The sequence below is a fragment of the Roseibium denhamense genome, from assembly GCF_009711415.1.
Lineage (GTDB): Bacteria > Pseudomonadota > Alphaproteobacteria > Rhizobiales > Stappiaceae > Roseibium > Roseibium denhamense.
Genome location: NZ_SMLZ01000109.1, coordinates 43803 through 68199 on the forward strand (window position 1 = coordinate 43803; position 24397 = coordinate 68199).

General features: G+C 57.7%; 21 protein-coding genes and 1 tRNA gene. 5 read left to right on the forward strand and 17 right to left on the reverse strand.

The window, feature by feature from the left end:
- Positions 1 to 96 precede the first annotated feature (96 nt).
- Positions 97 to 1203 carry an S-methyl-5-thioribose-1-phosphate isomerase gene (gene mtnA / locus E1180_RS12615; RefSeq protein ID WP_155191547.1) on the forward strand — a complete coding sequence of 369 codons (1107 nt, stop codon included), beginning with the start codon at positions 97 to 99 and terminating at the stop codon, positions 1201 to 1203.
- Between the two features lie 15 nt (positions 1204 to 1218).
- Here mtnA and E1180_RS12620 read toward each other — a convergent pair whose 3' ends face one another.
- Positions 1219 to 1845 carry a GNAT family N-acetyltransferase gene (locus tag E1180_RS12620; protein WP_155191548.1) on the reverse strand — a complete coding sequence of 209 codons (627 nt, stop codon included), beginning with the start codon at positions 1843 to 1845 and terminating at the stop codon, positions 1219 to 1221.
- Positions 1846 to 2003: 158 nt separating this feature from the next.
- On the opposite strand from E1180_RS12620, the gene E1180_RS12625 reads away from it, so the two are divergent.
- Together E1180_RS12625 and E1180_RS12630 are read left to right on the forward strand one after the other, a co-directional pair.
- Positions 2004 to 2288, forward strand: a complete 285-nt coding sequence (locus tag E1180_RS12625; RefSeq protein ID WP_155191549.1) for a hypothetical protein — start codon at positions 2004 to 2006, stop codon at positions 2286 to 2288.
- A gap of 105 nt (positions 2289 to 2393) precedes the next feature.
- Entirely contained in the window at positions 2394 to 2669 is a 276-nt protein-coding gene (locus E1180_RS12630) for a flagellar biosynthesis protein (RefSeq protein WP_155191550.1), read from the forward strand.
- Positions 2670 to 2700: 31 nt separating this feature from the next.
- Here E1180_RS12630 and flhA read toward each other — a convergent pair whose 3' ends face one another.
- The 9 genes from flhA to E1180_RS12675 all read right to left on the reverse strand — a co-directional run bounded on the left by flhA (position 2701) and on the right by E1180_RS12675 (position 13697).
- Positions 2701 to 4878: a flagellar biosynthesis protein FlhA gene (flhA, locus tag E1180_RS12635; protein ID WP_155191551.1), complete on the reverse strand. Its 2178-nt coding sequence runs from the start codon at positions 4876 to 4878 to the stop codon at positions 2701 to 2703.
- A gap of 70 nt (positions 4879 to 4948) precedes the next feature.
- Positions 4949 to 6301: a sigma-54-dependent transcriptional regulator FlbD gene (flbD, locus tag E1180_RS12640; protein ID WP_155191552.1), complete on the reverse strand. Its 1353-nt coding sequence runs from the start codon at positions 6299 to 6301 to the stop codon at positions 4949 to 4951.
- 12 nt (positions 6302 to 6313) lie between these two features.
- Positions 6314 to 6649: a flagellar motor switch protein FliN gene (fliN, locus tag E1180_RS12645; RefSeq protein ID WP_155191553.1), complete on the reverse strand. Its 336-nt coding sequence runs from the start codon at positions 6647 to 6649 to the stop codon at positions 6314 to 6316.
- The gene (locus E1180_RS12650; RefSeq protein ID WP_208997115.1) at positions 6646 to 7338 is read right to left on the reverse strand and encodes a FliH/SctL family protein; all 693 of its coding nucleotides are present in this window, start codon (positions 7336 to 7338) and stop codon (positions 6646 to 6648) included. Before E1180_RS12650 ends, fliN begins: the two co-directional genes overlap by 4 nt.
- A gap of 38 nt (positions 7339 to 7376) precedes the next feature.
- Complete coding sequence (gene fliG, locus E1180_RS12655) at positions 7377 to 8426, reverse strand: flagellar motor switch protein FliG (RefSeq protein ID WP_155191555.1); 1050 nt, start codon at positions 8424 to 8426, stop codon at positions 7377 to 7379.
- Positions 8426 to 10045, reverse strand: coding sequence for a flagellar basal-body MS-ring/collar protein FliF (gene fliF / locus E1180_RS12660; protein WP_283404401.1), 1620 nt, complete (start codon positions 10043 to 10045; stop codon positions 8426 to 8428). The genes fliG and fliF overlap by 1 nt, the downstream gene beginning before the upstream one ends.
- A gap of 307 nt (positions 10046 to 10352) precedes the next feature.
- A complete protein-coding gene (gene sciP, locus E1180_RS12665; protein ID WP_008194991.1) occupies positions 10353 to 10628 on the reverse strand; it encodes a CtrA inhibitor SciP in 276 nt (91 codons plus the stop codon).
- Positions 10629 to 10950: 322 nt separating this feature from the next.
- A complete protein-coding gene (locus E1180_RS12670; protein ID WP_155191557.1) occupies positions 10951 to 11613 on the reverse strand; it encodes a flagellar hook assembly protein FlgD in 663 nt (220 codons plus the stop codon).
- Positions 11614 to 11639: 26 nt separating this feature from the next.
- Complete coding sequence (locus tag E1180_RS12675; protein WP_196220586.1) at positions 11640 to 13697, reverse strand: flagellar hook-length control protein FliK; 2058 nt, start codon at positions 13695 to 13697, stop codon at positions 11640 to 11642.
- Positions 13698 to 14029: 332 nt separating this feature from the next.
- Here E1180_RS12675 and mnmA point away from each other — a divergent pair, with 332 nt between their 5' ends.
- Positions 14030 to 15208 carry a tRNA 2-thiouridine(34) synthase MnmA gene (gene mnmA / locus E1180_RS12680; protein WP_155191559.1) on the forward strand — a complete coding sequence of 393 codons (1179 nt, stop codon included), beginning with the start codon at positions 14030 to 14032 and terminating at the stop codon, positions 15206 to 15208.
- Positions 15209 to 15321: 113 nt separating this feature from the next.
- Positions 15322 to 15398 (forward strand) — tRNA-Met (locus E1180_RS12685).
- A 61-nt stretch (positions 15399 to 15459) separates the two neighbouring features.
- On the opposite strand, the gene E1180_RS12690 is transcribed toward E1180_RS12685, so the two are convergent.
- The 7 genes from E1180_RS12690 to E1180_RS12720 form a co-directional block, all read right to left on the reverse strand.
- Complete coding sequence (locus E1180_RS12690) at positions 15460 to 16668, reverse strand: ABC transporter ATP-binding protein (protein WP_155191560.1); 1209 nt, start codon at positions 16666 to 16668, stop codon at positions 15460 to 15462.
- A gap of 290 nt (positions 16669 to 16958) precedes the next feature.
- Positions 16959 to 18818, reverse strand: coding sequence for an ABC transporter ATP-binding protein (locus E1180_RS12695; protein ID WP_155191561.1), 1860 nt, complete (start codon positions 18816 to 18818; stop codon positions 16959 to 16961).
- Positions 18819 to 19167: 349 nt separating this feature from the next.
- Positions 19168 to 19503 (reverse strand): hypothetical protein, encoded by a 336-nt coding sequence (locus E1180_RS12700; RefSeq protein ID WP_155191562.1) that lies wholly within the window; start codon positions 19501 to 19503, stop codon positions 19168 to 19170.
- Between the two features lie 142 nt (positions 19504 to 19645).
- Complete coding sequence (locus E1180_RS12705; protein ID WP_155191684.1) at positions 19646 to 20692, reverse strand: ABC transporter ATP-binding protein; 1047 nt, start codon at positions 20690 to 20692, stop codon at positions 19646 to 19648.
- Positions 20692 to 21945: an MGH1-like glycoside hydrolase domain-containing protein gene (locus E1180_RS12710; RefSeq protein ID WP_155191563.1), complete on the reverse strand. Its 1254-nt coding sequence runs from the start codon at positions 21943 to 21945 to the stop codon at positions 20692 to 20694. The genes E1180_RS12705 and E1180_RS12710 overlap by 1 nt, the downstream gene beginning before the upstream one ends.
- Before the next feature lie 4 nt (positions 21946 to 21949).
- Complete coding sequence (locus E1180_RS12715; RefSeq protein WP_155191564.1) at positions 21950 to 23152, reverse strand: carbohydrate ABC transporter permease; 1203 nt, start codon at positions 23150 to 23152, stop codon at positions 21950 to 21952.
- Positions 23149 to 24384 carry a carbohydrate ABC transporter permease gene (locus E1180_RS12720; RefSeq protein WP_155191565.1) on the reverse strand — a complete coding sequence of 412 codons (1236 nt, stop codon included), beginning with the start codon at positions 24382 to 24384 and terminating at the stop codon, positions 23149 to 23151. Before E1180_RS12720 ends, E1180_RS12715 begins: the two co-directional genes overlap by 4 nt.
- Positions 24385 to 24397: the final 13 nt, after the last annotated feature.

The following is a 24397-nucleotide window of genomic DNA, read 5'->3' on the forward strand; positions in this document are numbered from 1 at the left end:
GAGATTTTTAACCTTGAGACCAGCAGCCAAGCTGCTGGTGCCCACAGTGTTCTTGGGTTATGCAAAGAGAACTGATGCCTAAACGGGGATTTCCGGATGAATGTCGACGGCAAGAAGTACCGGACCATATGGATTTCCGAAGATGGCGGCTCGGTCGACATTATCGACCAGACCAAATTTCCCTATGCCTTCGAAATTGCCCAATTGCGCACGAAAGAGGACGCAGCCCATGCGATCCGGGTGATGCAGGTCCGCGGCGCGCCGTTGATCGGCGCAACAGCTGCCTTCGGCGTTGCTCTTGCCATGCGGGCAGACCCCTCGGATGCTTCATTGCATGCCGTCTGCGCGGAACTTCTGGAAACCCGGCCAACGGCCATAAATCTTCACTGGGCACTGAGCAAAGCCCGCAAGGCCCTGATCAAGGTACCGGCGGAACACCGCGAAGAAGCTGCCTTTACGCTTGCCAACAGCATATGCGACGAGGACATCGCAATTAACATGGCGATTGGCATGCATGGCATGGAGCTGATCGCAGCCCTCGCACAAACGAAAAAGCCAGGGGAACCGGTCAACATCCTGACCCATTGCAATGCCGGCTGGCTGGCTACCGTTGATTGGGGAACCGCAACGGCGCCGATCTATATGTGCCACGACGGCGGCATTCCGGTTCATGTATGGGTGGACGAGACCCGCCCGCGCAATCAGGGTGCCTTTTTGACGGCCTGGGAACTCGGCCATCATGGTGTCCCGCACACGGTCATTGTCGACAATGCCGGGGGCCACCTCATGCAGCACGGTATGGTGGACATCGTCATTACGGGCACAGACCGGACCACAGCATCGGGAGACGTGTGCAACAAGATAGGCACCTATCTCAAGGCCCTTGCCGCAAAGGACAACAATGTCCCGTTCTATGTGGCGCTGCCGTCCCCGACGATAGATTTCTCCCTGTCCGACGGCGTCCGGGAAATCCCAATTGAAGAGCGCAGCGGCTTGGAGGTCAGCCAGATGACTGGGCGCACCGCGCAAGGCACCATCGAAACCGTCAACATCGTTGCCGAAGGCTCTGAGGTTGCCAATCCTGCATTTGATGTGACCCCCGCGCGGCTTGTGACCGGCTTGATCACCGAACGGGGGGTTCTGGAAGCCAACCGGCAATCCATCGCGCAGGCCTTCCCCGAGCGGCTCAAGCTTAGCGCCTAGACACAGACGTCGCGCTTAGCGCTCCGGCCGAACGCCGAGACATGGAACATGAGGCGCTGCCTCACAAGGATAGAGCCCGAGAAGCCTCGGATCATCAGCGATTTCGATTGAACGGCGATAGGGTTTAAATCCCCTGGATAGGTAGAACTTGATCGCCTGAGGGCTGTCTGCCGTGCAAGTGCGCAACCATAAACGCTGTGTTTCTGGTCTCGACCACGCGATATCGATGGCTTGAGACATCAGCCATTTACCAAGCCCCCCGCCGACGGCCTTTGGAATCAAACCGAAATAGGAAACCTCTGGGTTCTCGGGATCTCCGAAATGAAGCTCCACCATGCCCAGGACCTGATTGCCGCGCATCAGGCGGTAGTTTTCGCAGGAAGGATCGCTGAGTATCGCCGCCAGTTTATCGTCCGGCAGCATCAGGCGGCCGAACCAGATCCAGTCCTCGCCAACCTCACGAAACAGTTCTTTATATGCGGAAGGATCCGGATTGTGCCAACGCTCCAGGCGCACTTCAGGCAAGTCCGGCACGCCGTCCTGTTCTGGCCGTGCCTTCATCTCAAGATAGGTGACCACAACAGCAATTTTCGTGTCCGGAATGTCTGTATAACCATCTAGAGAAAGTGTCAGTGTGGACATGCGGCCTCCAAGCAACTCCGGTTTTGCCGCTGGCTTTATCACTTCATTAATCTCATGCCAAGAATCGCAGAACTCTCCCGTTCACGGCATATGACTGCGATTGATATTTCAGCGATTCGGGCAGATAGATTCTTCAGCTCAACTTTAGGAACGCCAAGATGGCGGCCATCGGCTCCAAATCCAGATTCAACGCTATGAAGCGGATCGAAGCGCAGCGCAAAAACGTCTGGCAGCGCAATGCGCAGGCCTGGAAAACAAAACGTGCGAACGCAATCAAGAAAAGTCAGGCGATCCGGAACCAGCTCGCCTATTCCATTCAAGCGACCAATATTCAGTCGACGCAACTGCAAACGCTTTATTTGATGCGAACCCGTCTTCAAAAGCCTTATGGCAGTTTCGATACACCGGCAGTTATCGGGAACCGCATCAATCTGCAGGTCTGACTGGGCCCCTTAACTCCTGTTAAGAACCGGTGTGAAAAAAGACCGGATTAACCGGCTGTTAACCATAATTTGTCAGGTGTTAGGTGTGTCCAGGAGAGATGCACGATGCCTAAGGTCGGAAACTACATCCAGCGCGACTACCACAATACCTTCAGATCGAAGAAGAGTAGCACGTGGTCCGACTATAATGAGTCCTGGAACAAGCGCCGCACGAACGCGGCGAAAAAAATTCAGCAAATGCGCACAACCGCTTCCACCTTCATCATGTCCAGCGCACAGGCCGGACAGGCGAAGACCATGTATCTGCTCCAGAACGCGGGTGGCACCAGCCAGTATGCCAGTACCACCGCGGTTATGAATCGCGTGAATATCCTCGCCTAATCGCGCTGAAGCGAAATCCCATCCGGTAAAATCAGATTGAGCCGATCGTCTTAAGCTTGACGCGCGGATGAACCTCGGCCTGGCTCATGATGGTCGTGTGCGCCCGGAACCGCTCGACGATGGACCGCACGAACGGACGGGTCTGCGGCGATGTCAAGAGAACGGGCACTTCGCCAGCCTGGGCGGCCTCTTCAAAAGCATCCCTGACTTTTCCGACGAATTCCTGCAACTTGCTCGGCTGCATCGCCAACTGCCTGTCATCGCCCTCGCCGACGATGGATTCGATGAAAGCCTGCTCCCAGCTGGGCGACAGAGCAATCAAAGGCAAATAGCCTCCAGGTGCCAGGTTGGCCGCACAGATTTGCCGCCCCAGCCGGGTGCGCACATGTTCCGCGATTGTGTCGGTGTTGCGGGTCATGCCGGTGGCTTCCGACACGCCTTCCAAAATGGTGCCAAGATCGCGGACTGAAATACGTTCGTTCAAAAGCGCCTGAAGCACTCTTTGAACACCAGAAACCGTAATTTGGCTCGGGATCAGGTCCTCGACCAGCTTTGCCTGTTCACCCTGCAACTCTTTCAGGAGTTTTTGAACGTCGCCATACGTCAGCAGCTCGCTGATATTCGCCTTGATGGTTTCGGTAAGATGCGTCGAGAGGACAGTCGCCGGATCGACAACGGTGTAACCCCGCAGCGAGGCGTCTTCCCGGTATTGCGCTTCCACCCAGGTTGCCGGAAGGCCGAAAGTGGGTTCAGTCGTATGGGTTCCGGGCAATTTCACCTGACCACCTGCCGGGTCCATAACCATATAGTGGTTCGGGTAAAGGATACCCCGGCCCGCCTCGACCTCTTTCACCTTGATCACATAGTCGTTGGCCCCGAGCTGAATATTGTCGAGGATCCTGACAGGCGGCATGATGACACCCATGTCCCCGGCGATCTGGCGGCGCAGCGCCTTGATTTGCTCTGTCAGGACGTCGCCTTCCGTCCGCGCCTTGCCGTTGATCAGCGGCAACAGGGCATATCCCAGCTCAATCCGTAGTTCGTCCATTTTGAGTGCATCGGTAATCGGCGGCTCGGGCGGGGGTTTCGGCGCGGTCTCGATAGCCTTCTTCTCCGCTTTCTTGACCGCAGCCTTCTTCTTGTTAGCCCCCACCTGGTAAGCCAGATATCCAGCAAGCGCGGCCAGACCCAGGAATGGGATCATCGGCATGCCTGGCAGAAGCGCCAGAATAACCATCACGGCCGCCGACATGCCGAGCGCTTTTGGGTAGCCTGTAAACTGGCTTGCCAGGGCCTGGTCAGCAGCACCGTGAACGCCTGCCTTGGACACGAGCAGACCGGCTGCTGTCGAAACAATCAGAGCCGGGATCTGAGAGACCAGCCCGTCACCAATTGTCAGAAGCGTGTAGTTGTTGGCCGCTTCGGAGAAGGAAAGCTCCATTTGGGCAACGCCGATGAAGATGCCGCCCAGAATATTGATGAACGTGATCAAAAGGCCTGCAATCGCATCGCCGCGGACAAACTTGGAGGCACCGTCCATCGCCCCGAAGAAGGAACTTTCGTCCTCAAGATCTTTCCGGCGCTTCTTGGCCTCGGCTTCATCGATCAAACCGGCCGACAGATCGGCGTCAATCGCCATCTGCTTGCCAGGCATGGCATCAAGGGTAAAGCGGGCAGCAACTTCTGCGATACGCCCGGAACCTTTTGTGATCACGACGAAATTCACGATGACCAGGATCGCGAAAACGATGATCCCGATCACATAATTGCCGCCCATAACCAGATTGCCGAACGACTGAATGACATTACCTGCAGCCGCCGTTCCCTCATGACCGTTGGACAGGATCAACCGGGTGGAGGCGATATTCAGGCCAAGGCGCAACATGGTCGCGATCAGCAGGACAGTGGGAAACGAAGAAAACTCGAGCGGTTTCTGGATAAACAGTCCGGTCATCAGGACCATGACGGAAAAGATGATGGATACCGCCAGGAACATATCCAGCATCATCGGCGGCATGGGCAGAATGAGAAGCGTCAGGATCACCAGAATGCCGGTGGCAAGGCCCACATCGCCCTGTTTCAGCCCATTGATGATCTCCGTAACGCTCGGAAAGCCGGAGCGCGCACCGGTAGCGGGCGCAGCCGCCCCGCCCTGATCCGGTGCTGCCTGAGAAGGTCCGCCTTGTCCACCTGCCGCCGTATCCGACATTTACGCTTCCGTTGCTTCTGACCGGCCGTCTTTCAAGCTATTGGCGCGGCCAAATCCGTTCTGTAAAAACCTACCCCCGCGCCTCACCCGGGCCGGGCACCTGCACACCTTCATCGGTATATTGATTCAGCTTGTTCCGCAGCGTGCGGATGGAGATTCCCAGAATTTTCGCAGCATGGGTCCGGTTGCCCAGACAATGATCCAGCGTATCCAGGATGAGATCCCGCTCGACGTCGGCGACAGTGCGCCCGACAAATGAGCGGGTGACGGCTTCCGCTGCCTGCGCGGCGATCGCAGCAGGTCCTGTCGCCCCGGACAAGGGGCTGCCGTCGGGCATCCGGATGGCTTCTGCCCCAATCTCGGCACCGCTCGCCAAAAGAACGGCACGGTGCATGGTGTTCTCCAACTCACGCACGTTTCCAGGCCAGGGGTTGGACATCAGCGATTGACGCGCTTCAACAGACAATGGACGTTCAGAAACTCCATTTGCCTTGGAATAGTGCTGGATGAAAAACTGGGCGAGTTCCAAAATATCCGCGGGACGCTCGCGCAAAGGCGGGATTTTCAAGTTGACCACGTTGAGGCGGAACAACAAGTCTTCGCGGAATTGTCCCTGGCGCACGCTTTCGGCAAGGTCGCGGTTGGAGGTTGCCAGGATCCTGATATTGACGGGAACAGGCCTGTTCCCGCCTACCCGGTCAATGACCTTCTCCTGAATGGCCCGCAACAGCTTTGCCTGGAGCCGAACATCCATTTCCGAAATCTCATCCAGCAGCAGCGTGCCACTGTCGGCCTCTTCGAATTTGCCAAGCCGCCGCGCAACGGCTCCGGTAAACGCACCTTTTTCATGCCCAAATAGTTCGGATTCCAGAAGATGCTCGGGAATTGCGGCACAGTTGATGGAAATGAATGCATTGGAGGCCCGGTTCGAGCACTTGTGCACATGCCGGGCGATGACTTCCTTACCCGTACCGGATTCGCCCGTGATCAAGACGGAAGCCTCGGACGGTGCCACTTGCTCTGCCAGCTTGACGACGCTGCTCATGGCCGCGTCCCGGTAGATCAGGTCACCGCGCTCCTGGGCAACGGCCGCAAGGACCGCTGCAATCATCTCGGGGTCCGGAGGCAGCGGAATATATTCTTTCGCGCCGGCCCGGATCGCGGATACGGCAGCTTGGGCATCTGTCTCCACGCCGCATGCTACCACGGGCACATGAACCCGCTCGTTCTGGAGCTTGCCAATAAGCCCTGCAATATCGAGGTGAACCTCGACCATCAACAGGTCGGCCCCCCGGCCGGACCGCAAAACCTTCAATGCGCCTTCGACGTCATCGGCATGGGTGACCTGTGCGCCGCCCTGCATGGCGATTTTTGAAGCCGTCGTCAGCTGGCCGCCCAAGGTCCCGACAATAAGAAGACGCATCCCTAACCTTTCCTACCGATCGGTTTTGATAATCTCGGTCATGGTCACACCGAGCTTATCTTCCACCAGAACCACTTCGCCGCGCGCGACCAACCGGTCATTCACATAGATATCGATTGCCTCACCGACCTTGCGGTCAAGTTCCAAAACCGTGCCGGAAGCCAGTTTCAACAAATCGGAAACATGCATCTTGGAATGGCCGAGAACTGCCGAAATCCGGACAGGCACATCAAACACGGCCTCAAGGTCAGCTGCCGACTGAGGCACATGAGTTTGTTCGCCCTCACCGTCACTTTCAGGAAGTTCCAATTCATCCAGCGGAATGCTGGTGTCCTGCTCGTCGCTCATGCGTCAGACTCCTTTTCCGCTTCAGGGGCAACTTGCTTCGCCGACTTACTCGCCTGACGCGCTTTCAGGTAAGACCGGATGCTTGCGTCAATCTCGCCTTCCAGGACCTTCCGGTCCCGCTTGATCCCACCGTCCGCCCACTCGATATGGCAGTCGCCACGGCTCAGATCCGGCTCTCCAAGAATGACAAGCCGTCCCTCAAAGCCTTTTTCATGAATGATCGGATCGACCTGGGCCCTCAACGCCTCAACATCCTTCTCCGCGATCCGGATCACCAAATGCGGTGCTTTGCGAAGCGGACCCAGGCACTCTGACACCAATGCGATTGTTTCCGCCAGCGGCTGACGGGCGATTAGGTGTGCGCAAAGCCGTCTAGCCACAAGAAATGCAAGGCTGATGGCATCTTGTTCCGCGCCTGACTGATGCTCATCCAGTGTTTTAAGGACCCCGCCGACCGCTTCCACAAGCCGGCCAACCTCTTCGGTCAAGAGCGTTTCCTGCTTGGTCTGCAAATCCTGCAGTGCCTTCTTCCGGCCCTCTTCGAATGCCTCTGCCTTGGCATTTTTCAAAAGCTTCTTGTGCTCGCTCACCGCGATCATCGGGATCTCGGGTGCGGGCGGCGCAACGACCTCCGGTTCCTCCGGCTCGGAGAAGTCCATATTGAACAGGAATTTTGACGGGTTAGTCATGCTGCCCATTCTCGTTTCGGTGCCCGGTTCCTGCTGCATCAATAAATGATCTCATCATCGCCCTTGGATTTCGAAATCATGATTTCGCCCTTCGCAGCCAGATCTTTTGCCTTGTTGACCATACCGGTCTGCGCGTCATCCACATCGCGCAACCGAACCGGTCCAAGCGCATCCATATCGTCCTGAAGGAGCTTGGCGGCTCTTGAGGACATGTTGCCGAAGAAGAAGTCTCTGGCCGTGTCTGTGGACCCTTTCAGGGCGATTGCCAGCTGATCTTTTTCCACGTACCGCAGCAGCGTCTGACAGCTTGCCGCGTCCAGCTTCAGCAGGTCGTCGAATGTGAACATCAAGGTTTTGATACGGTCAGCTGCCTCGCGATTATCCTCTTCAAGAGCGGCCAGGAAGCGCGCTTCCGTTTGACGGTCGAAATTGTTGAAGATGTCAGCCATCATCTCATGACTGTCGCGGCGCGAAGTGTTGGTCAGGTTGGACATGAACTCCACCCGCAGTGTCTGCTCGACCTTTTCCAGAACCTCTTTTTGAACTGCGTCCATGCGCAGCATCCGGCTGACCACCTCGAGCGCCAACTCCTCGGGAAGAATACCCAGCACCCGCGCGGCATGATCGGAATTGATTTTCGAAAGCACGACTGCGACCGTCTGCGGATATTCGTTCTTCAGGTAGTTCGCGAGAACGTTTTCCTGAACGTTGGAAAGCTTCTCCCACATGTTCCGGCCGGCAGGACCGCGGATTTCTTCCATGATGACGGAGACTTTGTCCCCGGGCAAGAAGCTCGCCAGCAAACGCTCCGTTGCGTCGACATTGCCCGTCAGCGCGCCCTTGGAGGTTACCCGGCGTACAAAATCCTTGAAGAGGTCCTCCAGCATGTTCGGCGTGACCGGTCCGAGGTTCGCCATTGCCGCTGACACCTGACGCACTTCGATCTCGTCAAGCTTGTCCCAGATCGGAGCCCCATGCACCTCACCCAGCGCCAGCAGAAGAACCGCGGCACGTTCCGCGCCACGCAGCTCCCGCTCTTCTTGGTCAGCACTGACCTGAAGCTGTTTCTGTAGTTGATCAGAGACCATTATGCTGCCTGTTCATCTAGCCAACCACGAACAATGTTGACGGCCTCGGTCGGATGATCTGCGATCATCTCGCCAACCTTGGTAATTGAGCTGGCCTGCATGGCGCCTTCCTGCTTCGCCTGTTCCAGCCACTCGATTACGAACTCGTCTTCCTCATCGAGATCTTCCTTCGGAGCTTCACTGTCAGCGACCAGCGTTCCATCCGGGCCGATGACCAGTTCCTGAGGCTGCTTTTCTTCCGGTGTCACGATGCGCCGCAGCAGCGGCCGGACGACGAAGAGCAGCAGGAGAAGCGCAATCAGGAACAACACACCGAGTTCTGCAAACCGCAGGATATCATCTCTGGTAAATTCAAACAGGCCATCGCCCTCTGCCAGAAGGTCGTCTTGTGGCGGCAAGGCAAACTGCAGGTTAACAACCTCAACCACATCGCCGCGCGCTTCATCGAAACCGACGGCGGAGCGGACAAGAACGGCAATTCGGTCCAGAGTTTCTTGAGAGCGCGGTGTATAGGCCGCATCACCATTGCCATCCGGCTGATATGTTCCGTCTACAAGCACGGCAACCGACAACCGGGTCACACGGCCGGCTTCCACGATTTCCGTCCGGGTGGACTTGGAAATCTCGTAATTGACGACCTCCTCCGTCATGGAGGACGTATCGCGTTCGCCTTCGCCGTTATTGTTGCCTTCCTGGTTGGGCAGCTGATTGCCAGCGGTGACCTGCCCGTCCTGGCGGGTGCTGTCTGCAGCTTCTTCACGTGTCTGGGTGGAGCGGACAACCTGTCCTTCCGGATCGAAAGTTTCGGTGGTCTCGGTCAGACGATTGTAATCCACATCTGCATTCACGCGGACGCGCGCCCGGCCGGGACCGACGACAGAATTCAGGATTTCTTCAATCTGGTTCCGCAGCCGGCTTTCAATCGCAACAGTGCGCTCCTGCAGGGAGGCAGACACCATGCCTTCTTCATCGCTGTTTGCACCGGACGCGAGCAACCGGCCGCTTTCATCCACAATGGACACACGGTCCGGGTCGAGGCCCTCCACGGCAGTCGCCACAATATGCTGAACAGCGCGGATCTCGCCGGGCCCAAGCCCTCCGCGAACATTCAGCACGATTGAGGCGGACGGGGGACGGCGATCCCGCTGGAACAATTGCCGTTCGGGGATAACAAGGTGAACACGGGCGTTCCGGATCCGGTCCAGTGACCCGATGGTTCGCGCCAGCTCACCTTCCATCGCGCGCAGATGATTAATGTTCTGGACAAAGCTCGTAGCGCCAAGCGTGTCGGTCCGATCAAAAATCTCATAGCCGATTGAACCGCCGGTCGGCAGCCCCTCGGCCGCCAACTGCATGCGCAAACGGGCAACCTGCTCGCGCGGCACCATGATGGATGCCCCCTCGCGGGCAATCTGGAATTGAACACCCTGGCTTTCCAGCTGGGAGACGATTGCCGCGGAATCTTCAAGGGTCAGCTCGTTGTAGAGCGTGGTCATCTGAGGGGAAGTGACCCGCAGCGTGATGAACGCAAACACACCGATCAATATGGCCGCGACCGCGCCCATGGCCGCAACCCTTGCCGGCCCAAGTGTTCTAATGAATTCAATAAGTCCGTTCACGAATGCCCGCCCGCATCTGACACATGCCTTGACCGTTATTATGAGAGTCGGCTCGACATGCCATGTTCCCGATGGGCAAAATTTGCCGCCCAGAGGGTTAACAAGAAGTTAACAGCGGATTAACCAATTGCGGGAAGCGACGGTTTTCCGCGGTTTTGCGGCCTGCAATTTGCAAGGAAGGTGGGGAAAAACTGCCTAGTTTATTAACTTTGGATAAACCATAGCCGATCGGACCCAGACAAAAAAGGCCGGCTAGGCCGACCTCTCAAATAGCGCATCCCCCGTGCGCCGTGAAATCGCAACTGTCCTAGTTGCGATACTGCTGGATCCGGGTTGCCCGTAATCCTGCCAAACCGTGTTTTTCGATCGAACTCTGCCACGACAGAAATTCTTCCACGGTAAGCGTGTACCTTTGACACGCCTCCTCGAGCGATAGGAGCCCGCCCCTCACGGCAGCGACCACCTCGGCCTTGCGCCGGATCACCCACCGCTTGGTGGATGTTGGAGGCAGATCCGCAATGGTAAGCGGGCTGCCATCCGGGCCGATAACATATTTAACACGCGAACGAATTTGTTCGGTCATTGTACTCTCACACTAACCATGACCAATGTGAGTAAGAGCCTACACAACGACGCTTAACAAACGACTAAAGCAAAATTATGCATTTATTTACTATAAAAACGGGAATATATGAATAGTTCTTAGGATCCGAGACCGAAGATAGATTTAATATTTAAATACTTTTCATGATTTTGTTAACCTTAACGATTTTGCATTGCATATTGCAAAACCATCTGCGACCCGTTCAACCACGCCCTGAAAGGTCATGAGCCAGATACAGAAACGGCGGGCGTCTGCCCGCCGTTGATCGCAAGTAAAAGGTGCCGCTCACCCCCCCAAAAGGTCAGGAGGAAGCCGTGGACACCGACTGCACTTTCGACACGGGAATTTCGCGCCCATCGACGCTCAATATCGCTTCGCCGGACGACATATCCAAGCCGTCGACGACACCTTGAACCACGGTCTTAACCGGCTCCTGACGACCTGCTGAGTCTAGAAGGTCAAAATGGATTGTATAAGTCCCATTGGCAGCTGTTGCGCCAGAATCAGTTGTTCCGTCCCATGGAATCGTTCCCGAGCCGGAGGGCAACTCGATATCGCCCGAATAAACTACGGTTCCGCTGCTGTTGCGGATTTCAAATTTGCCGGCCGCATCTTCTGCAACTTCATATTGCCAACTGGTTTCTCCTCCGGCCAGGATCGCACTAGAAGCGTCCGCTGTGACCTCTGCCCCCAGGAAATTGAGATACCCCATGTTCTGGTTGGTCTCGAGCAGTGCCATCATGTCTTCCAGATTCTCGTTCGTCTTGATCGACTGCTCCACCGCCGAATACTCGACAAGCTGACTGGTGTATTCAGCCGAATCCATCGGATCGAGCGGATCCTGGTTTTGGATCTGTGTCGTGAGGATGCTCAAGAACAAGTCGTAATTGGCATCAAGGCCAGTCTGGCTTGCCGACGCCGCACTTTGCGTCGTTGTTGTAGTGCTTGAGGATACTATGGTCATTTCATACTCCTGAGGCAGCAGCCCCGTTAAACCTGAACATCCAGGCCGCCCCGCTGGGCCGCCAATGCCATTCTGATAACCGGATCCGGCACAGCCTCGACCGGCTCCATGCCGTCAGCGCCGTCTGATTTACCCTGCCCTTGAGCACTGCGATCATCCGCCTGGCCGTCTCCGGAAGCAAATTGCTGTCCGCCATCCTGCCGGAGCGAAAACTCAAGGTTCTTGTTGTCCGCGTTCAAACCGGCCGCTTCCAAGGCCCGTTCGAGACCCCGTTGATCCCGGAGGAACATGTCGAGGGTTTCCGGACGTTCCACGATCAGATGGGCCTGAACACTTCCATCGGCCGAGACCCGCATGTTGACCTCAACGCGTCCAAGCTCAGGAGGATCAAACCGCATTTGGAAACGGTTCTGGCCATTCTTGAGATTGCGCGCCATTTCTACAGCGACTTGGGCAGCCACTTGACCCGACTGGGCCTGATTGGGCAGTTGAAGACTCTCCAGTCTCGCAGCGCCCTGGCTGTCTCCCCCGCGTATGGTTGCGGTGAAGTCAGTGGAACTGGAGAAGTCCCTGAAATCGAGCGCCAGGTCACGGTCCTCAACCGGAGCGGCGAGCCCGGCAACATCAGGAGCGGCCTTGGCGATCTGTGCCTGCCCTGCCGGAAGGCCGGTCGGAGCACCGGCAGGGTTGGCGGCCCCGGACCCAACACTCTGCGGATTGTTAGCTGCATGGGTTCCCTTTTCCGCCAGATTGGACAGAGAAGCTCCGGCAACGCGCGGGTTGAGCGGTAAAGGCTCCGGCAACGGATCAAGAGGCGCATCACCAGCCGAGGGATCAAAGCCGGCATCAGGTATCGGCACTGCCGAGCCCGGCGGGGCCTGCTGAACGCGTGCCATCTGGTTGGCCTGCGGCTGAACGAGTGGTCCCGCAGCCAATTGGGCGTTTCGCGCCGGGCTTTCCGGGGACGGCGCCTGCGGAGCTTGTTTGGTTGGCAGCGCAACTTGCGGCACCTCAGATACAGCATCGCCTTCAGTTGGAACCGCAGCAGGAGGAAGCGCCGTAACACGTCCTTTTTGCGCAACCACTTCAGGTCCACCACTTCCAACCGGCAAGACCGGATCGGCTTGCTGTGCGGCAGCCATTATAACGGGTGCCTGAGTTGGTGATGCCGGGGATGAGACGGCCTTCGTCAAGATAGGCGCCTGCGATGCTCGCAGCTCGACAGGCAATCCGGTTTGCCACCGGCGTTCGGTTGTTTCCGGGCCGCTGGGAGTGCCAGGTTCAGCCGATGGCGTTGGAGCCCTGTCCGGTGTGGCTAAAGGCAAGCTCGGTCTTGGCGCTCCTGGCGGGACAGCTGTGTCGGCGGCCATCGTACCGGGACCCGATGGTGACCCAGGCAGATCGCCTGCTCCTGGCGCGCCGCTCATCTGAGGGACCGGCACCGCCGGGCCTTCATTTGCCCCGGAGGGTAATCCAGTTGAAGGCTGACCAACTGCTCCGCCTGCCTGCGGGACCGGCGCAGCCATGCCTGCTGCCTGACCGGCAGTGGCCTGATGACCACTTCCGGCGGCGGGAAGCGCATTTTGATCAGATATGCCAGAAAGTAAGGAGGCGCCTGTGCTGCCGCTACCACCACCGAAAGGTGCTGCCACAGCCTCTGCGGATGGCTGCGGAACCTGCACCGCCATGAAGACGCCTGCAAATTCACCAGCAGCATTGGCCGTAGTCACCGGAGGCAAGTCTATACTGGCGCTTTCCTGCCCAAAATCGCCTTCCTCTAAAGACGCTGCCCCTTCGACGATCTCGGGCGCAGCCGCGAATTCTTCAAACTTCGCCGAAAAGGATGGAGACGGGGCTGTGTCTGGCTTCGGCAGCTGAGTACCTGGCACCTGCTCGGCGCCCGCACCATTGCTTCCCGCCTTCGCCGTGCTGGCTTTGCCGGTCCCATTGAGGGCCGCTTGAAAACCCGTCGGACCAGCAGGCACGCCCTGCCCGTTTCCGGCGGCGGAAGCAGCACCGGCACCGGCTTTGCCACCCCCAAGGGCGCTCACGGACACATCGCTCATAAATCCAAATGGCAGCACTTTTTGCCCCCAAAGCTTCAGCCTGACTGACAGGCACAATTCGTCACCGATATGAAAGCAAACACCGGGCCAGAATTTGAGTTGATATAAATCATTGTTTTTATTTGACTTTCTTAATCAGCCAATAAATCCGCCGGCAAACAGCACGGCAAGCTTTGCCGGACAGGGCAAAGGATTCCTGCTATGCGGTCAGCGCAATTGGCAGAACGGCCCGGCATCTATATATTGCCGCCAACTTGAACAGAGGCTTGATGTGGCCCGCTGGCGGACCGGCGGATCAAATGGCGTAAAGCGCAGCCACTCAGCCGGTCAGATTTCTGGAAGTAAAGAACATGAAGAACAGTCTGGATCTTCCCGGCCGCCCAGAAGAAACGCGCGTTGTCGTTGCTATGTCCGGCGGCGTTGACAGCTCTGTTGTGGCCGCCATGATGAAAGCCGAAGGGTACGACGTCGTTGGCGTCACCCTTCAACTCTATGACCATGGTGCGGCCGTCTCCAAGTCAAAGTCCTGTTGCGCGGGTGTCGACATTCATGATGCGCGCCGGGCAGCGGAGAAAATTGGCATCCCGCACTATGTGCTGGATTATGAAAGCCGCTTTAAGGAACAGGTGATGGACCGGTTCGCCGACAGCTACATTGCCGGCGAAACCCCTATTCCCTGTGTTTCCTGCAATCAGACGGTCAAATTCACCGATCTTTTGAAAATGGCCCAGGACCTGGGCGCAGACGCCCTCGCGACCGGACACTACGTGCGCTCGGCACCTGCCGGTAACAAACGTGCGCTTTTCCGGCCGATGGATCTGGACCGGGACCAGAGTTACTTTTTGTTCGCCACCACGCAGGAACAGCTCGATTTTGTCCGATTTCCGCTGGGCGGCATGCCGAAATCGAAAGTCCGCGAATTGGCGGCTGAATTCGGCTTGTCGGTGGCAAACAAACCGGACAGCCAGGACATCTGCTTTGTGCCGAACGGCGATTATGCAGAGGTCATCCGCAAGCTGCGGCCCAATGCGGCCGAGCCGGGCGAAATTGTCCATATGGACGGCCGGGTGCTTGGACGTCATGACGGCATCATCCATTTCACCATCGGCCAGCGGCGCGGGATCGGTGTTGCCACGGGCGACCCTCTTTATGTGGTCCGCCTTGATGCAGATGAAAAACGGGTGGTGGTCGGGCCGCGCGAGGCGCTGGCCACACACACGATCCTGTTGCGCGAGATGAACTGGATCGGCGATCAGCCGCTCGATGAGGGCGACGAGATTGAGGTGTTTGCAAAGGTGCGCTCAACCCGCCCGCCGGCACCGGCGACACTGAAGATCCTCAATGGCAAGGCCTTTGTAGATCTGGCAAATGGCGAAACCGGCGTTGCCCCGGGGCAGGCTTGCGTCTTCTTCGACAGCGATGACGACACCGCCCGCGTGCTCGGCGGCGGCTGGATCCACAAAACGGAACGCACCGGCACCTGGGCGATCGATTTTCCACAAGCGAACGCTCCGGTTTCTGCGGTCTGATGGCCTGGCGAAGGGAATGCGGGCGCGGGCCGATTCTGCGCTTGACGCCCGCTGATAGCCTCACTATAAGCACCCCACATCGCACGGGCCTCTCAGCAGGCGGCCGGCTGGATGGCGGGGTAGCTCAGGTGGTTAGAGCAGCGGAATCATAATCCGCGTGTCGGGGGTTCGAGTCCCTCTCCCGCTACCACTTTTCATACACAGAACCACCACACAGTGTTTCAAGCGCATCGGATCGTAAAGACCAAGCTTTAGTCTCGGCCGTCGTTCCACGCCTTCAGCTGGTCCACGGCGGGCTTTGGCCCAAGCGTCAGTCTGTAAAAATCAAACAGGCCCGGCTTTACGGACGCAAAAAAATAGCAGAAGTGAAGCTTGAAGAACCTGTATCGCAGATGACGAAAGGTGGCGGGTTCCATACGGTCTGGAATGCAAATGCTGAAACGCCTCGGCTCCGGTTTTTTGCCGTCGGCTTTCGTGAGTGCCGCGTAGCGGGCAACCGGCGGCGTGCGGCCGCCGCAGATCGGATCGTGCGGTGAATACAGATCCGTCCAATCGGCACCTGAGCGGGCCACAGTCGCCATCGCATCACCGAAACCATGCTGCGCGCCGTAACCACCGATACACTCGAAGGCCGGTCCAAGCGTGACGAAGGCAAAGCCCCCTTTGCGGCTGGCGAAATCGGGCTTGCGCCGGAGGACCGCAGCCAGAATATAGACCGCAACAAAGGTGCCGCAGCTGTGCGACACCAAGACCACTTCTTCCTCAGTGGCGTTTTCGGACCTGGCCACGATCAAGTCGGCATAGTGTTCAATCCGTTCCGACATCGGATGGTGTTCATTGCGGGCAAGCCGCTCGATGAAGTACCAGCTGTTCACCAGATAACGGAAATAGGAGTTCGTCTCGAGCCACTGCATGAATGCATAGGTTGAGATCATCCAGACAAGGCTAGCCCCCAGAAAAACGCCCCAGAAGATGAGGCCCGCATGCGAAATGGAGTGGATCCCCGCGATTGCACTTGGCAGCGTGAACGCCAGAAGGAGCGGTGGCAAAAAGCTGATGATCAGATACAGCAACAACCCGATTGCAGGGTAAAGACAGAAAACGGCATGAGCCCAGTTGCTCTTCCAGGCCGCTGAATATCCCCCAGCCCGAGCATAAAGGGCGAAGGAGCGGATCCCGTCGCGGACGGTACGCGGCCAGGAGCGTTCGAAATCCGGTTGGATCAGGTCCTGCCAGTTAAGCTGGACAAACTGTGTTTCGACGTGCCCCTCGGGCCAGTCGGCATGCCCCTCCCAGGCCGTTGTGCCGTCAAAAGGTATTTGACTGTCATGAGGGTCTCCCAGGGCGCCCGCTACACCGCGGATCTTGAAGAACCGTTGGCACTCCGTCCGGAACAGCGGAAACGTGTGGCGTATTGGGCGTTTGTCGTACCCAGGGAAGTAAAAGACCAGTCTTTTCATGTCTTTTTGCTAAACTGCAAATCCCTGGCTGCGGGGGTAATCGCGGTGATGGTGCGCCCCTACTGCCGCTTCTCTAGCGCTTTTATGCGTGAACTCCAAGCGCTCACCTTCAAATCATGAAGGCTTGCCGAAGTGCTGTCTTGGCAATCTGCGTGACATGGCCCCCTTGCCCCGCTAAAGAATTCGCAATTCCGCCACCCCATGTCGCTCCTTGTTTTTCCTTCCATTGACGGCAGCCTGTTCATGGCGCAGATCCTGGCTTTAACTCTCCAGGCCTGGAGAACCAGTGGTCATGGCGACTGGGGAGTTTTTAAAGATTGGCGCTTCCACAGTTCACTGTACACGCCACCCTTTGCCAGCAGCTCGGCATGCGTTCCTTCTTCGGCGATCTGACCCGCATCCATTACGAGGATCCGGTCCATTGCGGTCAGTGTCGACAGCCTGTGCGCGACCGCAATCACGGTCTTGCGTCTCATGAACTCCAGAAGCGCTGTCTGTATCTCATCCTCAACTTCGGAATCGAGCGCACTTGTCGCTTCATCGAGGATAAAAATCGGTGCGTCCTTCAAAATTGCCCGCGCAAGAGCTACGCGCTGACGCTGACCGCCGGAGAGTTTCACACCGTTCTCGCCGAGATGCGCGTCATAACCGGTTCGGCCGTTGCCATCGGATAACGCTTCAATAAAGTCATGTGCCCGCGCGCTGCGCGCAGCGGCCATGACTTCGTCCAGCGTGGCCTCCGGCTTGCCATACTGGATATTCGCCAGAGCGCTGCGATTGAAAATCTCCGGTTCCTGCGACACCATCGAAATGTTCCGCCGAAGATCGTCGACCGCAAATGCCCGCGTATCAATCCCGTTCATGGTGATGGAGCCGGATTGTGGATCATAAAGGCGAAGCAGGAGCGACAGCGCTGTTGACTTTCCCGCACCCGACCGGCCGACAAGGCCAACCTTTTCTTGTGGCGACACACGAAATGACAGGTTCCGGACGGCGCCAATATGGCCATCATAGCCAAACGTCACCTTCTCGAAGGTGATTGCCCCTTGCGATGCATGATCATCAACCAACGCACCGGCGCTCGCAGGACTTCCAGCTTCTGAAAGCGCCGCAGCACCGTCCTCGATCGTGCCGAGCGCATTGAAAATGGCCATTGCCGTTTGGGACGCCCAGCGCGACATTTGGGTCAGCCGAAGGGTCAAAATCGTAGACAGGGCGATTACGCCAACCGAGGCTGTTTCCTGGGAATACAGGACGACCGACGCGCCGATCATTGCAACGATTACAAGGGAGTTAAGGAGGGTCAGCACGGCGCGCATGGCCAGCATGTCACGGCCAAATGCCAAGGACACGTTGCGATACTGGCGAACCACGCCTTTCGCTGCCGTCTCTTCCAGAGCGGCATGGGCATAGAGTTTAACGGTTTTCATATGCGCGAGCGAATCCACGAACTGCCCGGTGATTCCTGCCCGTGCCTCGGCCTGGTCTTTTGCGCGCATTTGAATTTGGGGCACATACCACCACAAAGTGCCCAAAAATCCCGCCACCCAAATCACAACAATGGCCGCAAGCCATGGGTTCGCAGTGCCCAGCAGCGCGATCATCGCAATGACATAGGCCACAAGCAATCCAGCTGCCATAACAGCATCAAGAACCAGATCGGTGACCGCTTGCGCGGTCTGTAGCTGCCTTTGAACAATCCGGCCTGCAAAATCATCTTCAAAAAAACGCATGGAATGCCCAAGCGTCCGGCGATGAAGCCGCCAGGCTATTTGCGGATAAAGCCCCGGCCCGACCGAGAGCAGCTGAATGGCACTCCCTCCAAGCTGGGCAATCGGCTTTGCCAGAACCACAAACCCGGCCAAAAACAAGAGAAACGGCCATCCGTCGGCAAGAACCGCAGGTGGCCCGGCGAGCGTCGCCCGGTCCACAAGTTCTCCAATAAAATAAGCGAAGGCCGCGTCGACGATGCCAAAAGCCAGCGAAAACGCCACAAGCAGGATCACCGGGCGGCGTGCGCCCGCAAGAGCCCAGCGCAGAAACGGCCATAGATTCTGGGGCGGGTCCGTGTCCTCAATATCTTGAAGCGGGTCAACCAGTGCCTCAACACGCTGGATTTTAAAAGAGGATCGCAGCTGCTTGATCGGCATCAAAAACTCTTCGTTGGGGGCGGTGAGACCGTCACGTTCCGCATAGCACGGGCCAAGCTTTTGACATTGCGTTAACTGCTGCGATTTTCGCCAATGGCAAATGGTAGCCCGCAAGCGTCCTGTGAGCAGTTTGAAAGGCAGAGCGGGCGGTTATTCATAAGCGACCTTGCCATGAAAACGTTCACGTTGCGTTGCCGGGCCGACAGACGGCACCGCATTCATGCGAAAAAATGCCACCGGAAAAGACAAACCGGCAGAAGCGCAGGATGCCTCTGCCGGTCATTTTCTGAGTTCAAAACTCCCTCAGCCCCAGGCGCAGCATCGATTATGATCGCACAAGGACCAAGGTCTACACAGCCTCGGGTGCCCGCTCCACACGTGGCGCGGACACCTGAAACCGGTGGGCCGCTTTTTCAAAGGCAAGGTCCACGGCGTCGAAGGACTTGTGAAGCTCGGCTTTGACAGCCGCCCGATCAATGTCCTTGCCGCTCTCAACGTCGGCCTTGGCCCTGTTGTAGATCTTTGTCACGCCGTCGATCTGCTTTTGCAGCTCGACCACTGTTTCCCGAGCCGCGGTGCTCGATAGTGAAGACAGTTCATCCAGCGCGCGGCGCCACTCCTTGAACTGCTGTTCTCTTTTGCTCCAGTTGAAGGCGGCATCCTCCCGGCTTGGGTTGTCGTTCATCGGCGAAATCAATCACTCATCGTACCAAATCGCCGCCAGTGCCACAACGATGAGCTATTTCACAACGGCTGTGCACCGGCGCGCGGGAAGGCACCCGCCAGCTATAAGCCCGTCGCCGACACAAGGGCGCCAAAACAGACGCCTAAACGCGTTCGCCGTCTTCACCAAAGAAATGGGTGCGGTCCGGCGCAAAGGCCAGGCTCACCGCCTCGCCTTCCTCATGCAATGCGTCGCCCACGGTGCGGACATTGATTTTGCCAAGGGCCCCGCAGTCAACAATCGAAAAGCTGTCGGCCCCCAGATATTCGACAAAGTCGACAACGCCGTCGCATTGACCTTCGCCGGGCGCTCCAAAGGTAATGTGCTCCGGGCGGATCCCGACTTCAACGGGCCGGCCCGTTCCCCTATAGACACCCTTGCGGCCGCCCTCCAGAACATAGTGACCATCGTCATGATGGCAGGCCATAAGGTTCATTTTCGGACTGCCGATGAATTGCGCGACAAAGCGGTTTGCCGGGCGCTCATAGAGTTCGCGCGGTGTGCCCACCTGCGCAATGCGGCCAAATTCCAGAACCACAATCCTGTCGGCCAGGGTCATGGCTTCGACCTGGTCATGGGTGACATAGATCATCGTGGTCTTGAGCTGCTCATGCAGCTTGGCGATTTCGTAGCGCATCTCAACGCGCAAGGCCGCATCAAGGTTGGACAGCGGTTCATCGAACAGGAATGCCGTGGGATTTCGGACGATCGAACGTCCGATGGCAACGCGCTGCCGTTGACCGCCCGACAGGTCCTTGGGCCTGCGGTCCAGATAGGTGTCCAGTTTCAGGATCTCTGCGGCCGCATCCACCTTTTCGGCAATTTCGGTTTTCGGAGCGCCGGCGGTCTTCAAGCCGAAGCCCATATTATCGCGCACAGACATATGCGGATAGAGCGCATAAGACTGGAACACCATGGACAATCCGCGCTTTGCAGGCGGATCCGCTGTCTGGTTGGTGCCATCAATGAAGAGATCACCTCTGGAAATGTCTTCCAGCCCACCGATCATCCGCAGCAATGTCGACTTGCCGCAGCCCGACGGACCGACAAAGACGATAAATTCGCCCTTTTCGATAGACAGGTCGACACCCTTGATGACCTGGATGGCACCGTACCACTTCTCGATGCCCTCAAGCGTGATTGCCCCCATCATGCCGCTCCCAGGTCTTTGGACGCCCAGCCTAGCCAGACGGCGGCCGTCCAAGTGAACGACTGCCCTCCAGCCGGGGAGCCATCCGTTGGATCAAAGTATTCTGCAAATCCATGCTGGCGGATCACCTCGCGTGTCACCGCCCGTAAGCGCGGGGCGAGCGGGTGCTGTTGCTCTTCCAGGCCCAGACCGATCAGGAAATTCATGAAGGCCCAGGTCGGACCGCGCCAATAGCGTTTGCTGTCAAATTTCTCGCCGGTCGGATCGTAGCTTGCAACGCCGAACTTCACCCGTTCAAGGGACCGTTCCAGATGAGCAGCCTGATCCGGGCTATCCAGACCAGCAAGCCAGCACAGGTAAGACGCATTGGAAATGCAGCCGGTCCAAAGGCCGGTTTTTGCATCCCGGCTGTCGTAGCTTTTCAGCTCCGGGTTCCACAACGTCGCAGCGCCTTTTTCAAGAAGCGCAATCTCCTCAGCCATACCGGCCGTCTGCAGTCCCAACTCTTCACCAACAGCCAGCAAATCCCGATGCGCTCTCAAAAGCAGGAAGGTCATGGTTGGATCGGCGATGCGGAATGGATTTTCCTCAAGGAGCTTTGCCTGATCCCACTTCAGCCGGTTCCCCATCTGCACGAGCCAGATATAGCGGTCGTAATCGTGCTTTGTCGGCCGCATTGAGCCGTCGACGTGAGACGTGTCGCGCCGCTCATACTCGCCAACCCCGACAGGATCGATCCGCTCCATAACCCCGTCCCAGTCCGGCGCGTTGTCCCGGCCGGCCTCCCACGGATGGGTGACGCAGACAGCCCCCTGGTCAAGACGCCATTTCAGGAACCACGTATGCCAGGCGCGCAACTTGGGCCACAGGGTTTTGAGGCGCGGCGTGCCCGCGCTCCGGTCCTTGTTCCAGATCAACCGCGCCATCGTGGCGGCAACCGGCGGCTGGGTGATGCCCGACGAGGGGATCGGTCCGGTGCCACCCCAGACATCAGGTCCCGGGAAGTATCCGGCGTCAGCCTTATGAAACAGGATATGGGGAACCATGCCGTCCGCCCACTGGCCTGAAAACAGTGTTTCCAGCTCCTGCCATGCACGGCCGATGTCAAATTCGGCGAACCCCATGGCGGTGATGGCACTGTCCCAGTTCCACTGATAGGGATAAAGGCCCGCTGTGGGGATCGTGTATCCGCCCCGGTCATTCTGGATGAGGATGTTCCGCGCTTCTTCCGAGCGGCTTACTTGTGTCAACATGAGATTATCCTTTGACAGAGCCCGCTGTCAGGCCCTTGGTCATGAAGCGTTCAAGTCCCAGGAAAAGCGCCATGATCGGTACGGTCGCAATGACCGCACCTGCCATCAGATGCTGTCTGGGAATTTCAGAGGAGTTGAGGCTGGCGATCCCGCGCGTCAGCGTGAATTTCGACGGATCGTCCAAAAGCATGAACGCCAGCAGGAATTCGTTCCAGGCGATCATGAAAACGTAGAGTGAGACCGAGGCAAGCGCCGGCAGGGCCAGGGGCAGGGTTATCTTCCAAATGACGGCCAGCCGGGACAGGCCGTCCATCAGGCCGGCTTCCTCGATTTCTGCAGGCAATCCCCTGAAATAGCCTTGCAGCATGTAGAGCGCGACGGGGATGGTCGTTACCGGGTAGATGAGAACGATGCCGAACAGGGAGTTCCGTAATCCGGTCATGGAAAAGGCGATGTAGATCGGCAACGCCAGGACGATCATCGGCACCATGTAGATCAGCAGAATGGATCTGGAGAATGCCGCCCGCCCACGGAACCTCAGCCGCGCCACGGCGTAGGCACCAGGCACGCTGAAGGCCAGGGTGATGAAAACAGTCATCACCGATATGCCGAACGAGTTGATCAGATAGGTGCCGAAATTAAAGTCCTGGAAGAGCTCCTGATAAGATCTGAGCAGTCCGAAGCCTTTGGAAAAATCGAGCGTGAAATCCAGCGGATTTTGCAAGAGCTCCGATTGGTTCTTCAGGCTGGTCATGACCATGACGTAGAACGGAATGAGCACGATGGCCGTGAAGAAGATGTAACCGAAACCAGTCAGGAAACGGATGACGGCCTCTTCAAACTCATGCCGGGACAGTGCCCCCGGATGCGCGCCTTTGAGGATCAAGGCAAGTCCCAGCATCGAGAACGCCGCGACCGAGCTATGGCCCACTAAGGCCGACAAGACCGAGATGTCACCGGTTGCCATCGGCCCGGCGCCGGCAAACCCCGCTGCAGCCAGGGCAAGTGCAGCGGCAATCTGAGGCAGCCGCCCAAACAGCGCAACCGCACCGGCGGCAAGACCTGACAGAAGCGACAAAAGGACAGACGGCCGGAAGGCATCGCCGGTGGCAAAACTCATCGCAACGGCAACGGTTGCAGATATGGTCAGGACCCAAAGCGCCCCGAGAAGCGGACCGGTGAGATAGCCGTTTTGCAGAAGTCTCATAGCCCCTCCTCCCGGCTGATGAATTTGAAGAAGAAGAACGAGAAGGCGAGCAGGCAAAAGAAGATGACCACTGCCACCGCGGCCCCTGCGCCGATGTTGGATATCGCAAAGGCCTGCTCATAGACATTCACTGTCAGCGTGCGGGTCCCGGCATTACCGCCGGTCAGAAGGAAGATGTCGTCGAACTTGTTGAACGTCCAAATGAACCGCAGCAAGAACAGCACGGACAGAATGCCCAAAAGCATCGGAAGGCTGAGGTACCAGAACTTCTGGAACGGGCTGGCCCCGTCCATATCGGCCGCCTCATACATGTCAGTATCGATGGATTGCATCCGCGCCAGGATGAAGAGGAAAGACAAGGGGAAGTACCGCCAGATCTCAAACACTGTGACCATGATGAGGGCGAGGGGCCGTTCCCCGAAGAAATTGATGGCCTCGTTCGTTACGCCCATCTGCACCAGCAGGGCGTTGGCACTGCCGGAAAACGGATCAAAGAGGATCAGCCACGAAAACGCCACCGCAATGACTGGGGCCACATAAGGGAACAGATATAAGCCTCTTAGGATCCCCTGCCCCCGGAACGATTTGTTGAGGAGCAGGGCCGCAAAAAGGCCGACCACAATGGCGCCGATGGTCCCGAAAACCGTGTAGAAGATTGTGACACCAAGAACTTCCCAGAACTCTTCGCCGTCGAAGATCCGCGCGAAATTATCGGTGGTGAAGGTAAGGTTGGTCAGAACGCTGTCAGCCGTCCCTGTAACCACTGGTTCGCTGGCCTCGACGCGTTCTTCTGCCAGTTCCTCGTCAGCCGCCTGCACCGGAAGGCGCAACCGGGTTCTGAAACCGCCTTCAATGGTCCCGAATTCGCATCTCAGTAAGGCGCCCTGAAGATCGCATGCTTCCGGAAGGTCTCCGATGATCTCGACATCATCCGGGATGGTGTCCGTCAGCACCACATCGGCAACGATCTGGTCCTGGCTCGAGTTGCGCAGGCGGTACTCGATCCGCAGATCATCATCGCTGCCACGCAGCGACTCGCGCGCGATGGGTTGCGGCGGGCGCAGGTCCGCAAGACCTATTGGCTTCACACTGATCCAGAAGATTGCAAGCAGCGGCAAAACAACGACCAGTGCGACACTTATGATTGTCGGCGCAAGCAGTCCCCATGCGAGCCGGGCTTCCCGCTTGGCAAGCGGAGTGGTTCCGCTTGGCGGTAGAGATGAAACAGACATTTGTCATCCAAGA